General features: G+C 38.5%; 12 protein-coding genes and 4 tRNA genes. All 16 read right to left on the bottom strand.

Going from position 1 to position 14,533, the window contains the following annotated elements; all coding sequences use genetic code 11:
- Positions 1 to 233: 233 nt before the first annotated feature.
- Positions 234 to 309, bottom strand: a tRNA-Lys gene (locus tag A3Q34_RS16235).
- A gap of 204 nt (positions 310 to 513) precedes the next feature.
- Positions 514 to 589 (bottom strand) — tRNA-Lys (locus A3Q34_RS16230).
- Positions 590 to 679: 90 nt separating this feature from the next.
- Positions 680 to 755 (bottom strand) — tRNA-Lys (locus tag A3Q34_RS16225).
- An 83-nt stretch (positions 756 to 838) separates the two neighbouring features.
- Positions 839 to 914 (bottom strand) — tRNA-Lys (locus tag A3Q34_RS16220).
- A gap of 162 nt (positions 915 to 1,076) precedes the next feature.
- Complete coding sequence (gene ybgF, locus A3Q34_RS16215; RefSeq protein WP_083278058.1) at positions 1,077 to 1,889, bottom strand: tol-pal system protein YbgF; 813 nt, start codon at positions 1,887 to 1,889, stop codon at positions 1,077 to 1,079.
- A 12-nt stretch (positions 1,890 to 1,901) separates the two neighbouring features.
- Positions 1,902 to 2,447: a peptidoglycan-associated lipoprotein Pal gene (gene pal, locus A3Q34_RS16210; protein WP_070376300.1), complete on the bottom strand. Its 546-nt coding sequence runs from the start codon at positions 2,445 to 2,447 to the stop codon at positions 1,902 to 1,904.
- Between the two features lie 52 nt (positions 2,448 to 2,499).
- On the bottom strand, positions 2,500 to 3,846 hold the full coding sequence (gene tolB, locus A3Q34_RS16205) for a Tol-Pal system beta propeller repeat protein TolB (protein ID WP_083278057.1): 1,347 nt from the start codon (positions 3,844 to 3,846) through the stop codon (positions 2,500 to 2,502).
- A 56-nt stretch (positions 3,847 to 3,902) separates the two neighbouring features.
- Positions 3,903 to 4,799 (bottom strand): cell envelope integrity protein TolA, encoded by an 897-nt coding sequence (gene tolA, locus A3Q34_RS16200; RefSeq protein WP_070376298.1) that lies wholly within the window; start codon positions 4,797 to 4,799, stop codon positions 3,903 to 3,905.
- 4 nt (positions 4,800 to 4,803) lie between these two features.
- Positions 4,804 to 5,229, bottom strand: a complete 426-nt coding sequence (gene tolR / locus A3Q34_RS16195; protein WP_070376297.1) for a protein TolR — start codon at positions 5,227 to 5,229, stop codon at positions 4,804 to 4,806.
- Between the two features lie 15 nt (positions 5,230 to 5,244).
- Entirely contained in the window at positions 5,245 to 5,928 is a 684-nt protein-coding gene (gene tolQ, locus A3Q34_RS16190) for a protein TolQ (RefSeq protein ID WP_070376296.1), read from the bottom strand.
- Positions 5,918 to 6,328: a tol-pal system-associated acyl-CoA thioesterase gene (gene ybgC, locus A3Q34_RS16185; RefSeq protein WP_070376295.1), complete on the bottom strand. Its 411-nt coding sequence runs from the start codon at positions 6,326 to 6,328 to the stop codon at positions 5,918 to 5,920. The genes tolQ and ybgC overlap by 11 nt, the downstream gene beginning before the upstream one ends.
- Before the next feature lie 506 nt (positions 6,329 to 6,834).
- Complete coding sequence (gene ruvB, locus A3Q34_RS16180; RefSeq protein ID WP_070376294.1) at positions 6,835 to 7,839, bottom strand: Holliday junction branch migration DNA helicase RuvB; 1,005 nt, start codon at positions 7,837 to 7,839, stop codon at positions 6,835 to 6,837.
- A gap of 123 nt (positions 7,840 to 7,962) precedes the next feature.
- Positions 7,963 to 8,586 carry a Holliday junction branch migration protein RuvA gene (gene ruvA, locus A3Q34_RS16175; RefSeq protein WP_070377216.1) on the bottom strand — a complete coding sequence of 208 codons (624 nt, stop codon included), beginning with the start codon at positions 8,584 to 8,586 and terminating at the stop codon, positions 7,963 to 7,965.
- A gap of 75 nt (positions 8,587 to 8,661) precedes the next feature.
- Positions 8,662 to 9,198, bottom strand: a complete 537-nt coding sequence (gene ruvC, locus A3Q34_RS16170) for a crossover junction endodeoxyribonuclease RuvC (protein ID WP_070376293.1) — start codon at positions 9,196 to 9,198, stop codon at positions 8,662 to 8,664.
- Positions 9,199 to 9,644: 446 nt separating this feature from the next.
- Complete coding sequence (aspS, locus tag A3Q34_RS16165; protein ID WP_070376292.1) at positions 9,645 to 11,444, bottom strand: aspartate--tRNA ligase; 1,800 nt, start codon at positions 11,442 to 11,444, stop codon at positions 9,645 to 9,647.
- Between the two features lie 191 nt (positions 11,445 to 11,635).
- Positions 11,636 to 14,482 carry a transporter substrate-binding domain-containing protein gene (locus A3Q34_RS16155; RefSeq protein WP_083278056.1) on the bottom strand — a complete coding sequence of 949 codons (2,847 nt, stop codon included), beginning with the start codon at positions 14,480 to 14,482 and terminating at the stop codon, positions 11,636 to 11,638.
- Positions 14,483 to 14,533 lie beyond the last annotated feature (51 nt).

Below are 14,533 nucleotides of genomic sequence, written 5' to 3'. Positions count from 1 at the left end.
GACACAAAAAATTAATGAAAAGTCGTCCACTAAAGAAAGTGGTCGGCCGTGAAGGATTTAAACCTTCGAGTTAATCGGCTTAACGGTTAAAAGCCTCGGCTTTGGTATTTGTACTATCTGACTTAAGAATTTAGAAGTGGTCGGCCGTGAAGGATTTGAACCTTCGAGCTAATCGGCTTAACGGTTAAAAGCCTCGGCTTTAGTTTTTGTACTGTCTGACTTAAGAAAGAAAGTGGTCGGCCGTGAAGGATTTGAACCTTCGACAAATTGGTTAAAAGCCAACTGCTCTACCAACTGAGCTAACGGCCGACATATAAACTGTGGTGTTGAGAATCATCATCAACTAATGCAAAAATCACTAATATGCTAATCTTGCATTGTACTTGTTAAGAAAGAAGTTGATCGGCCGTGAAGGATTTGAACCTTCGAGCTAATCGGCTTAACGGTTAAAAGCCTCGGCTTTTTGTTGTTTGCTATCTGACTTATAAATTTGGAAATTAACTATTGAAGAAGTGGTCGGCCGTGAAGGATTTGAACCTTCGACAAATTGGTTAAAAGCCAACTGCTCTACCAACTGAGCTAACGGCCGACATATAAACTGTGGTGTTGAGAATCATCATCAACTAATGCAAAAATCACTAACATGCTAATTTTGCATTGTACTTGTTAAGAAAGAAAGTGGTCGGCCGTGAAGGATTTGAACCTTCGACAAATTGGTTAAAAGCCAACTGCTCTACCAACTGAGCTAACGGCCGCCATATTTTCTTTTTTTCGAAATAAATTTCGAATCTTACAAGGTGCTTCTTTTTCTTTATAAGAAATAAACATTATAAAGAAGTGGTCGGCCGTGAAGGATTTGAACCTTCGACAAATTGGTTAAAAGCCAACTGCTCTACCAACTGAGCTAACGGCCGACATAAGTGCTAATTCACACTGCGTTGCACTAGTGCCTCAACGCGACGCATATAATACTCATAATTTTTTTTAGTGCAACCTTAAATTCAACTTATTTCTTATTAATTGACTACTTGCATAAAAAGAAGGCAGTTAGTGTAAGTTATCGTCGCTTTTATTGGTTATAAATTTTCTAACCTAGGTTTTGCTAGTTGAGCCGCACTTGAATCTGGGTATTGTGCGAGAACTTTCTGATACCAAATTTTTGCTGCTGCGTTATTATTTAGCTTTTGTTCAACCATCGCCAACTTCAACATTGCATCGCTTCGCTTGTTTGAGTCGAGGTATTGTTCAACCACTAAATTAAATTCATTTTTTGCTTTGGTGTATTCAGTTTTATTAAATAATAGCTGTCCTAACCAATAATGTGCGTTGGGTGCATAACTAGAATTTGGGAACTTTCGATTAAACGCTTGAAATTCAGGGATCGCTTTATCGTATTGTTTGTCTTTTAAAACTAAATTTACCGCGCTGTCATATGCTTGGTTTTCAGTTAAATTCGTTGAATAATTTATTGAAGCGTCTGAAGATGCTTTTGCTGGGGCTATAATCGCCGCAGGAACGTTATTTTCAGGTTTTAATGCTTCTGTTACCCTACGGTCAAGCTCTTGATATAACTCACGCTGTCGATTCAAAACTTGACTAAGCTGATGAGTATGTAATTCAGTAACACCACGTAATTCATTCACTTCATTTTGAAGTTCATCAAGCTGTCGCTGCACCTTGACTTGGGCACGATTACGAGCATCAAGTTTACGTTCAAGATTAACCAACTTCTCAGCCATTGTTTCTGGTACCGAAGAGGTGTATTGCGAAGGGCTACTTTTAATTGCACCCGTCTTGGTTATATCTATAACGGGAGCAGATTCTGCTGCCACTACCGCAAGGGTAGTAACAGCAAAGGACATCCCGAATAAAAATTTATTCAGTTTCATTTCTATCCTTGATTAGTAAACTAATACCGCACGACGATTTTTAGCAAATGCGTTTTCACTACGGTCTTTAATCATTGGCTTTTCTTCACCGTAGCTAACAACACTTAGCTGTGCAGATGAAACACCCATATTTTCTAAATAAGTTACTACCGCTTTGGCACGACGTTCGCCTAAAGCAATGTTGTATTCAGGCGTACCACGTTCATCGGCATGACCTTCAACTAAAACTTTCATGCTTGAGCTTTTGTTTAAAAATTTAGCATGTGCATCTAAAATAGCAGAAAATTCAGTGCTAACTGTAGAGGTGTCAAAATCAAAATAAACGATGTGCTCAGCACGAAGTTTTTCTAATGCTTGACGTTGTTGCTCTTCAATTTCAGCGGCACGTTGTACGGCGCTTACTTGAACATCAGCAGTATTATTTTCAATTACTGAAGACTCTTGAGCATTAGTCGCTACATTGCTTTGTTCATCAGTTTCTGAATTTGAACTACAAGCAGATAAAGCCAAAATTGGCAAAGCAATCGCAAGAGCTTTCACAGTTTTATTCAAACGCATTATAATTGTCCTTATTTTTCTAAAGTTATGTTTTAAATTAATGTTTAATTTTTTATAAAAATGGTGACCAAGCAGGTGCTTTTACTTCACCATCAGCCGCGGGTAAGCGCGCTTTAAATCTTCCATCTACAGATACTAAACTAAGCACTTGCCTATTATTGTGTAAAGTACTGTAGATTATCATGCCACCATTTGGAGCTATGCTCGGCGACTCATCTAAACGTGTTTTAGTCAGAACTTGAAAAATTCCTGACGCCAACTCTTGTTTAGCTAAATGATAATTCCCTCGTGTTCTGTTCACCATAATTAGTTGGCGACCGTCAGGTGTAATTGAACCACCAAGGTTCATTTCACCATCAAAGGTGAGTCGTTTAACACGACCATCGACTAAATTTACGCGATAAAGCTGAGGTTTACCACCCCGTTCTGAACTAAATACTAATGATTTTCCATCAGGGCTCCAACTTGGCTCTGCATCTATCGCTCGATGACGGGTGATACGACGTAGTTTTCTTGTTGCTACTTCCATAACATAGAGCTCTGAATTGCCATCTTTAGATAACATCATCGCAAGTTGATTACCGTCGGGTGACCAACGTGGCGCACTATTTATACCAGGGTGATCGCTTATCATAGTACGCTTTCCGGTATAGATATCTATAATATATATTTTTTGTTGGTTATTCTCAAATGTCGAGTACGCTAACTGATTGCCACTTGGATGCCATGAAGGTGACATTAACGGCTCTTTAGAACTCAACAAAACGTGCTCATTAACACCGTCATAATCAGCCATCACTAACTGAAAAGGAAATTCACCTTGGTCTCGCACAATCACATAAGCAATTTTAGTTAAAAATGCACCTTTACTGCCGGTTAACTTTTCATAAATAACATTACTGATGTGATGCCCATAACGACGAAATTGGTCAGCATTAATTTCAAAAGCACCCTCAGCATAAATATGATCAGAAGTTTGAACCAATTCACCATTGCTTAGCATTTGCGATTGTCCACCGGTGATTTGCCCGCGAATAACATCAACCAGCTGGTAGCTTATCTTGTAACGACTAATCCCTATTTGATTAATTTCTCCAACAACAACCGCTTCAACGCCCTCATTTGCCCAAGCTGAATAATCAATTTCTTGATCAGAAAAGGGTGTTTGTGGAAAACGATTATTTTTTATCGGGTTAAATTTACCGCTGCGCAATAAGTCTTCAGCAATAATCGACGATATATTTTCTGGAAGCGGCTCTAATCCTGTCCATTTAAAAGGTACAACAGCGATAGGTCTAGCGCTATCAATACCCTCGGTAATGACAATCTCAAGCGTTGCAAATGCACTATTTGAAATCAGTACGATAAAGAAAATGAAGGCTACTTTAAATTTATTCATATATTTTACTATTTTCTCAGTCATGGGTTATTTTTCATTGAATATAAACTGAACCATTAAAATTCAGGCACCACTGTTAGGCTAATTGTACGCATTTCTTTAAATACTTCGGGGTCTTTAGAGACAGGTAATGTCCCTGCTTTATAAATAGCCGTCTTTGAAGCGCTACAAACTACCTGGTCCCCTTTGCCAATAACAACGTTGGTTACAAAACCTGATGGTGCAAGACTTATGGTTAATTTACAAGACTTACCTTCCATAGTGCTGCGGTCAGTGATCAAGTTTCCTTGAATAGTTTGCCTTATAAGGGCGGTAAACCGACCAACCTCACTCATTGTTTGCTGATAGCGGGCTTGTTGTCTAACCGCCATTTCTTCAGCCATTTGTTGCTCTAACATTTCTTGCTGTCGAGCACGCTCTTGAGCTTCTTGTTCTTTACGTTTACGCTCTGCTGCTTTTTTCTTGAGTAAATCATCGGCTTTTTTAGCTGCTATTTCTTCTTTTAAGCGCTTAGCTTTTGCATCAGCCGTCGCTTGTTCTGCGATTTTTTGCTCTTCTTCTTTTTGTTTACGTATTTTTTCAGCGGCGTTGGCTTTGCTTAGCGCTTTTTTTGCTGCTGAGTCAGCTGCCTTTTTCTCTAGTAATTTTTTCTTTCTTTGTCGCTCAAGTGCTTTAATACGTTTTTCTTCTTTAGCACGTTTTACCCTAGCGGAAGCCACTTGTTGTTCCAAGTCTTTTAACTGTTTGGCATCATCAAGTTTTTTTTGCTTAATTTTATTAACTTGTGCTTCAATTGTACTTTTATCAACAATAGTTGCCTGAATAGTTTGAACTTGCACAACTTTGGGCGCCACTTTGGGTTCACTTTCAAAATCGCCCATCAATAATACCGCAGCTAATACGATATGTAATAAGAAACTAAACGATAATGCAATGGCAAATTTTCGACTCATTTAATTATTTAGCTCCAGGGTCTGTCATTAAACCAACCGATGGCACACCTGCTTTTTGTTGTAATAACACCATTAGTTGTATCACAGCATCATAAGAAACAGAGCCATCACCGTTAACAACGACTGGCGTGTCAGGTTCAACTTTTAAATGGGCAGCAACCAGTGTTGCCACTTGCTCAGCAGACATAGGTTCATTCTTACTGGTACCAACCGCTAAATAATAATTACCGTCGGCATCAACAGAAGCGACTAAAGGCGGCTTTGACTCTTTATCAAGTGCTTCTGCATCGGCCTTAGGTAGGTTAACTTTCACACCTTGAGTGACCAATGGCGCGGTAACCATAAAAATAATCAACAACACCAACATAACATCAATGTAAGGAACAACATTGATTTCAGCAACTTTACGGCGTCTTACTCTTTTATACATAAGATATTACTCCGTTTATGCTGATGGTTCACTGGTACTTTGACGTTGTAAAATACTGGAAAACTCTTCCATAAAATTACCGTAGCCATTTTCTAATTTTTCAACATGGTGGCTAAAGCGGTTAAAAGCGATCACTGCTGGAATTGCAGCAAATAAGCCCATAGCCGTGGCAATTAATGCTTCAGCAATACCCGGAGCAACCATCGCAAGTGTTGCTTGCTCAACAGCGCCAAGCGCAATAAACGAATTCATAATCCCCCAAACAGTACCAAACAAACCTATGTACGGACTAATAGAGCCCACGGTCGCCATAAATGGCAAATGTGTTTCAAGATGGTCAACTTCACGTGAAAGTGCCACGCGCATTGCTCGATGAGTTCCGTCAACAATCGCTTGTGGTGAATCCATATTGCTTTTTCGTAAACGGGCAAATTCTTTAAAGCCTGAGACAAATAAACTTTCAATACCGGTGGCGGGACCTTTAGAAGAAACTTCATTATAGAGTTTACTTAGGTCGGCTCCGCTCCAAAACTTATCTTCAAAGATTTTCATTTGTGCCTGTGCGTCGTTAAGTGCTTTTCGACGTTGAAATATCATCGCCCAACATGCAATAGAAAAACCTAGTAGAATTAACATTACACTTTTAACTAACAAACTGGCTTGCAGGAATAAATCAAATATAGAAATTTCAGCTGACACGTTTTAACGCTCCTAATATTTTTTCGGGAATAGCACAGGGTTTGGCAAGTGATAAGTTAACACAAGCAATTTGGACAACAACAGCACAAATAAGCTTATTTTGCTGATCACTAATTTGTTGAGTAAAAACCAGACTGGCGCGTTTCAATTCGCTAATCCATGAGGTAACAATGAGTAAATCATCTAAGCTGGCTGAAGCTACATTATCCATTTCCACTCTTCTGACCACTAAACCAATGTTTTGTTCTAAAAAAGATGATTGATTAGCGTTTAATTCTCTCAACCACTCAGTACGTGCACGTTCACAAAACTTTAAATAGTTTGCATGATAAACAATACCGCCGGCATCTGTATCTTCATAATATATCCTAACTGGATAAACGTGTTTAATATCTGCCATAACTTGAATGATGTAAAACGCTCAGAGCATCGTTATTTGTATTTTTATCGTAAAAAATAAAATTCGAGGCACTCAATTATAATTTCTTCTATATTAATGATAATAACTTCTGACGACAAGCGTTTAGTGGTAATCGAATGTAACATTTTGAAAAATAGTTTCTAGCAGAATATTAGCGTTTTGTACCGCGCTGGTTAAATACACACCACCAAAGTTAACATTAGTTTTTCTAATGCAAAATATCTAATTTTTTTATCTTGTATAAATAGAATAGTTACTCTAAAATCCGCTTGTTGTTCGAGCTAGCGTAATAATTATTCAAGTTTATCTTCACTGATATAACGGGGTAATTGATAGCCAGACAACTTGAATAGATTTTATCTCTTCTCTCTGACATGTTTATTGGAACCCTATTTCCTCTTATCAACTTAATTTATAAGTTGGCCCACATAATTGATGTGGGCTTTTTTTTACCTAAAATTTGATATAACGATATGGGTTGGTTATTAATCCGGCTTATCTAAACCAAAATGCTGGTAAGCGCGTTCAGTTGCTATACGCCCTCGCGGCGTTCTTTGCAGGAAACCTTGCTGAATAAGATAAGGTTCAATAACATCTTCAATTGTTTCGCGCTCTTCGCCAATAGCTGCTGCGACATTATCAAGGCCAACAGGACCACCCATAAATTTATCAATAATCGCTTGCAATAATTTCCGGTCCATTAAATCAAAACCTTGATCATCAACCTCTAACATATTTAGTGCTTTAGCGGCCGTTGCTTGGCTAACAATGCCTTGCGTTTTCACATCGGCATAGTCACGAACTCGGCGTAATAACCGATTAGCTATTCTTGGTGTGCCACGAGAGCGCTTGGCCACTTCAAATGCACCTTCTTCGTCGATAGGTAGCTTGAGAAAGTAAGCTGAACGTTTAACTATTTCAGTTAAATCTTTAGTGTTATAGAACTCAAGTCGTTGCACAATGCCAAAACGGTCTCTCAGTGGTGATGTTAAGGCGCCGGCACGGGTCGTTGCACCAATCAAAGTAAATGCTGGTAAGTCTAATTTTATTGAACGAGCCGCGGGCCCTTCTCCAATCATGATATCTAGCTGGTAATCTTCCATTGCGGGGTAAAGAATTTCTTCAACTACAGGACTTAGACGATGAATTTCGTCAATAAAGAGCACATCATTTTCTTCGAGGTTAGTCAGTAAAGCCGCTAAATCTCCCGCTTTTTCTAAGACAGGACCGGAAGTTGTGCGGATATTCACGCCCATTTCGTTAGCCACAATATTGGCAAGTGTGGTTTTACCTAAACCAGGAGGACCAAATATCAATAAATGATCGAGTGGTTCATCACGTTTTTTTGCCGCTGCGATAAAAATTTCCATTTGAATTTTGACATGATCTTGCCCAGTATAATCGGCTAGTAGTTTAGGACGAATAGCACGATCAATGGTTTCTTCTTCTGGCTGGGCAGTGGGTTCAATAAGACGATCAGCTTCTATCATTATTTTCTCTTGTGTCTTGGCTTATTTAAATACAGCTAAGTAAGTATTGTCAGGCCGATGTTACTATTAGCAGCCTGTTATTTACGTGTCAGCTTTATCTACATTTTATCAATGTAGTAGATATTAAAGCATTGACTTTAATGCGTCACGAATAAGATCTTCACTCGTTGATTCTGCTTTAAATACGTTTCGTATCGACTTTTCAGCTTGTTGCTGACTGTAGCCTAAAGAAACTAATGCGTTAATCGCATCACCTTTTGCATTAGTCACAAAAGTGTTTTCATGATGAAGCTCAATCGGAAGTGTTCCCGATGCTAATGGCGATGCCGTATGGGTGACTTGCCAATCTTTTAAACGGTCGCGCATTTCAATGAGTAAACGTTCAGCTGTTTTTTTCCCAACGCCTGGTATTTTTACAATGCTGGTCAAGTCGTCATGAGCAACACAGCTAACAAATTGGTCTGCAGACATGCTTGAAAGTATGGCAAGGCCTAACTTAGGGCCAACGCCATTAACTTTAATAACCAGTCTAAATAATCTACGTTCGATTTTATTAGCAAAGCCATATAATAATTGCGCATCTTCACGAACCACAAAGTGTGTATAAATAATGGCTTGTTCGTTTAATTCAGGTAAGGCATAAATACTGGTCATTGGCATAGTAACTTCGTAGCCAATCCCCCCACACTCAATTAAGACTTCTGGTGCTAATTTTTCTAATAATGTTCCACGTAAACGACCAATCACAGCTAAAACCTTCTCTACATTAACTTTTGGCAACCATACCACTATATATTTATACAGTAAAGTCGCTTAAGTGGTTTATCGTAATCGTCCACGGACGATTTTACTGACCTGCCCCGCCATTTTTGTAAGAGTATCATGGCTATGAGCATGACAAAGCGCAATAGCGAGTGCATCGGCAGCATCCGCTTGCGGCATTGCAGGCAGTTTTAAAATCGATTTTACCATGTGTTGTACTTGGCTTTTATCGGCGGCGCCCGTGCCAACAACTGATTGTTTTATCTGTCTTGCTGAGTATTCTGCAACCGGTAAGCCTTTATTGGTTGCCGCAACAATAGCGGCTCCTCGCGCTTGCCCCAACTTCAACGCGCCACCAGGATTAACGCCCATGAAAACTTGTTCTATAGCAAAAAGTTCGGGAGAAAATTGCAAGATCAATTCAGAAACCCCAGCAAAAATAGTTTGTAGACGCAGGCTAAAGTCATCTTCCTCTTTATTGCCCGCATACGCTTTTATACAGCCACTGCCCAAATATAAGATTTTGCGACCTTCTTTTTTTATAACACCGTAACCGGTAATACGTGAGCCAGGATCAATACCTAGGATTATGGTCAAATTGAGTTCTCTTATTTAATAGTATTTTTAACGAAAGCAGCAATGGCTTAAAAGAGTATCGAGATTATGCGTTGAAGTCAGTTAAATGGCAATGTCGTCGTTCATTTTGACAATGAACGTTATGCAGATAAGAACCCTTATCCAGATACTGAAATGAATTCAGCATGACGACAAGAGCCCTAGTAAATCCTCGGCTCGTGCTTCCATGCTTCGCTCTACCTTCTGTATTCATGCAGTCGTAACCATTCGTCGTTCCTTGCCATCCGTGGCGCCATAACATTGCTTACAGAAATCAGGGGCTATGATTTAGCTGGAACAAAAATGACGTGTAGAAAGCACTAATACAGTGAAGGCATGGCTGCCTAAAAGTTGTCATGACCGTACATTCTATAGATAAAAAAAGCAGCTAATTAGCTGCTTTTTATCGAACACTGATTATTTAAAAACTATTCAGCTAAAGGTTCTTCTTTCTTTTCAGCTTTAGGTAAACAAGCGATGCCCAGTTCAACAAGCTGTGCTGGATTTGCTTTACCCGGTGCATTGGTTAATGGACAAGCCGCTGTGGTTGTTTTTGGAAAAGCCATAACATCACGAATTGATGATGCGCCAGTCATTAACATCACTAGGCGGTCTAAACCAAACGCTAAGCCAGCGTGTGGTGGAGCACCATACTGAAGTGCTTCAAGTAAAAAGCCAAATTTTTCTTGCGCTTCTTCGTCACTAATACCCAAAATTCTAAAAACTGCAGCTTGCATATCTTGGTTATGAATACGTACCGAACCGCCGCCTAATTCACAGCCATTTAACACCATATCGTAAGCATCAGAAAGCGCGCCAACAGGGTTAGCTTCTAATGCTTCAGCCGTTAAATTAATAGGTGCGGTAAACGGGTGATGAATTGCATGCATGCCGCCATCAGCTTCTTCAAACATTGGGAAGTCAACAACCCACAATGGTTTCCAATCACCTTGTAATAATTCTAAATCTTCGCCTAGTTTAAGACGCAATGCACCAAGTGATTCAGTAACAACATTGTACTTGTCGGCGCCAAAGAAAATAATATCGCCTGTTTTAGCGTTAGTACGTGTTAATAACGCTTTTACCGCTTCTTCATTTAAGAACTTCAAGACCGGCGATTGTATGCCGTCAATACCAGTACTTAAGGCTGCATCAACATCATTAACTTTTAACCAAGGCATGCCTTTAGCACCATAAATGCCAACATACTTAGTCAGTTCGTCAAGACCCTTGCGTGAGAATTTTGCAGCACCACCCGGCACACAAATTACCGATACACGGCCTTTTTCGTCGTTTGCAGGTCCAGAGAAAACTTTAAACTCTACATCTTTAACAATATCAGCAACATCCACTAATTCTAGTGGATTACGTAAATCAGGCTTATCTGAACCAAAACGTGTCATTGCCTCTAAATAAGTTATACGAGGGAATGTGCCTAAATCAACATTCATCAAATCTTTAAATAATTTAACGATCATCGTTTCAGCAACATTCATCACTTGCTCGCTGCTCATGAATGACGTTTCAATATCTATTTGAGTAAATTCAGGCTGACGGTCAGCGCGTAAATCTTCGTCACGAAAACATTTAACAATTTGATAGTAACGTTCCATACCCGACATCATTAACAATTGTTTAAACAACTGAGGTGACTGCGGTAGAGCAAAAAACTGACCTTTGTGCGTGCGACTTGGTACTAAATAGTCACGTGCACCTTCAGGTGTCGCAGCAGTTAAAATAGGCGTTTCAATATCTAAAAAACCTTGCCCTTCTAAGGACGTTCGCACTGCCGATGTTACTTTTGCACGAAAGCGCATACGTTCTGTCATCTCGCTACGACGTAAATCTAAATAGCGATATTTTAAACGTTGTTCTTCTGAATTATTTTGGTTGGAATCAAGTGGTAATGGTGCAGACTTATTTAAAATAGTCAGTTCTAACCCTAAAATTTCAATAGCGCCGGTTTTCATGTCTTTATTAATTTGACCTTCAGGTCGGGCACGCACCTTGCCTTTAATTTGAACACAAAATTCATTACGTAAAGTATTCGCTTTAGCAATAACTTCAGGTAAATCTGGATCATAAACGACTTGTACCATACCTTCACGATCACGTAGATCTAAAAAGATCACCGCACCTAAGTCTCGACGACGGTTAACCCAGCCGCATAAAGTAATTTCTTTGCCAATGTGAGATTCGTTCACATCACCACAATAAAGATCGCGCATGTCTGTTGTCCTGATAATACTAACTAGCTCATGCAAAGTATTAGCATGGCAATCGTTAGGATGGAAAATTGCCGACATTATAAAGGAATATGACGACAAAAAAAGCATTAAGGGGAATAGTGACCGTAAAATGGTTAAAAAATATTTTACGGATGATAAAATAGTTTGGTTTTATTTATTTATTTATTTATTTATTTAGCTGCGTATGTCTCTGAGTTGAAGACATAATGATTTTTTCCATTTGCCTTAACCCTATACATTAACGTATCGGCAATTTTTAGCAGGTCATTATCTGTCAAGCCATCATCGGGATACATAGCAATACCAATACTACAACCAATATTAATACGTTCCACCGACAATTCAAAAGGCTGTTGCATCAGCTTTAATACTTTATCGGCAATATATGCCGCTTCACTTTTTTGATGCAAACCTGTTAGCAGTAGAACAAATTCATCACCACCAAAACGAACAACCGTATCTGACTGTCGAACACAACTTTTTAGTTTATTAGCCACTTTGACTAACAGTTCATCGCCAACATCATGGCCATGGGTGTCATTTATAGTTTTGAAACCATCAAGATCGAGAAATAAAACGGCCATTTGCAATTGTTGCCGCTGATGAAAGCTAATGGCAGTATTGATTCGATCTTTTAGCAATACTCGGTTGGCTAATCCAGTTAATTCATCATGGGTCGCCATATGTTTCATTTTTTTTTCAAGCAATTTACGCGTTTTTATTTCACCATATAAGCGCCTATTCCACATTATTATCGCAATAATAATAATGAGGATAAGTACGCCAATTTGTGCAGAAACTCGCATGACAACGTCTTTATTAAACCCTGTTTCTATATTTACCCCAAACCAGTGGTCATAAATTTTCTGTTTTTCATTCTCAGAAATAGTCAATAAGGTTTTGTTTATGATTTGTTGTAATTCAATCCAATCAGGTCTAATGGCAAAGTGACTGCTGTCCCTTTGCAATTCTTCCAACACTGACATATCTAAAACACTGAGACTTTCTCGTTTCATTAATTCAGAAGCAGACGCTATGTTAGAAATAAAACCGTCAACTTTACCTTGCTGAACGGCAAGTAGGCCAGCATTATGAGTATCAACGAGTTTTAACGATATTAATGGGTGTTCTTTTCTAATAGCAGACGATAGATAGTAGCCTTTAATAATGGCTAATTTTTTACCATGAAAACTGTTAAGTGTCAGTTGAGAGCCCAATTGACGTTGGTGTAAAATAACCCAAGGCATACTCCAATAATGTTGGGTAAATAGTACCTGCTTCTTACGCTCTTGTGTCACAGAAACACTGGCAAGCATATCAATTTTTTGATCGATCAATCCTTGATATAACTCATTCCAGCTATCAAAAAATGTAAATTCAAATGCTAAACCAGAGCGATCAGATATCAACTTAAGTACATCGGGGTTGATACCTGTTACTTGGCCTTTTGCATTAATAAATTCCATTGGCATCAAGTTATTAACCAGTCCAACATTTACTTTTTGATTTTTTTCTAGCCATAATTGCTCAGACTTAGACAAACTCACTTTTTCAGCAGAGCGAACAAAATAGCCGTTGTTTTTGTCGATAAGCCAATTTCTCTCGAGTCTAATAAGTTGCTCAATAGGGATATTGTTAAAGCCTTCGTTAATCAATTCAACCAATTTATCATTACCCTTTTTTACTAAGGAATAAACCGGTGTTGGGAAAGTAACATTTTTTAATTGATAAAATGAAGATTGTAAATTGCTTTGTATTAAACGGGCATTTAGGTATTCTTGAGCGCTGACCATAGCATCAACATTGCCTAATTCAGCCTGATGGAGTAATTCATTAGCTGTCTGGTAAACCTGAATTTTTAAGTTAGGGTACCTCTTAGTTAAGGTTTTTTCATAAGTGGTCCCCGCTAAAATACCTATTCTCTTACCTTGTAAGTCTTTTAATGAATAAACATTATCAATTCGGGTAGAAACAAAGACGCCAGCATCAACACCATAAATTTGCGAGGCGATCTGTAATTTATTATTAAAATTTTCGGCTGAATACCCAATATGTATATCGACATCACCGTCTTGTAACATTGCTAATTCTTGTGATGGTGATTGAGCAATAAATTCAATTTCAATGCCACTTTCTTTCGCCCATAAACGCCATAAATCAATAAATAAACCTTGCGGTTGACCCGTAGGAGATACCGCCATATAAGGCGGCGCTTGTGTTAGAAAGCTTAATAATAATGTTTTGCTACTTTTCTCTCGTCCTAACCATTTTGTTTCTATTAGCGATTTTTCGGCAACCGTAATTTTATCGAAACCTTCAACGATAAAGTCTTTTAACAACTTATTTTCTATTGATGTGGCGGCTACATATTCACCTTGATAAAAACTAATTCTTTTATAAGGTGGGTATTGTTTATTTAATTCAAAATACTCACTAAAGAGTTTAGAAGGCTTTTCAACGTCCGTATAAACCATTATTTCGTTAGCTAATGCCGCTTGATATAAGACATGGCGATTTTCGTATAAACGTAATTTAAGGTGTGGGTAGTTTTCTAAAATGATTGCGGCATGACTTGACCCACGAACCGAACCAATAATGTAAGGTGACAATTGGCTAATTTCAGTTAAATTGGTAAAATCTCTATGGGTATAAAAATAGAAATCGTGATAGAAAAATGACGGTGTAAGCAATAATTCTTTACTGCGCTCTACTGTTTTAGTCATTCCGCCATGAATATCAATTTCTCCTGATTGAACCTGTGCTAATGTTGATAACCAATCCGTGGTAATAAATTCAATTTCAACACCTTGTCGCTCTGCCCATAGCTTCCAAAGATCTGGCATTAAGCCATCCGCCTGTCCTTTGTCATTGAGGAACATATAAGGATAGCTGGTTTTGTTTACCGCTATTGTGAGTGGCTGTGCTGAGATTTCAAAACGTTCATTGTTTGCTTGCACTGTTATTGCAAAACACATCACCAGTAAGATTAGACAACGAACAAAATAATTGAGTTGCAACAGCAATTCCTTAATGGTTAAAGTGGATGAAATAACAACGATTATAGACCT

It is taken from the genome of Colwellia sp. PAMC 20917 (assembly GCF_001767295.1).
In the GTDB taxonomy this organism is placed as follows: domain Bacteria; phylum Pseudomonadota; class Gammaproteobacteria; order Enterobacterales; family Alteromonadaceae; genus Colwellia_A.
The sequence above is the reverse complement of the archived record's forward strand: the minus strand, read 5'-3'. Positions and strand labels throughout refer to the sequence as shown.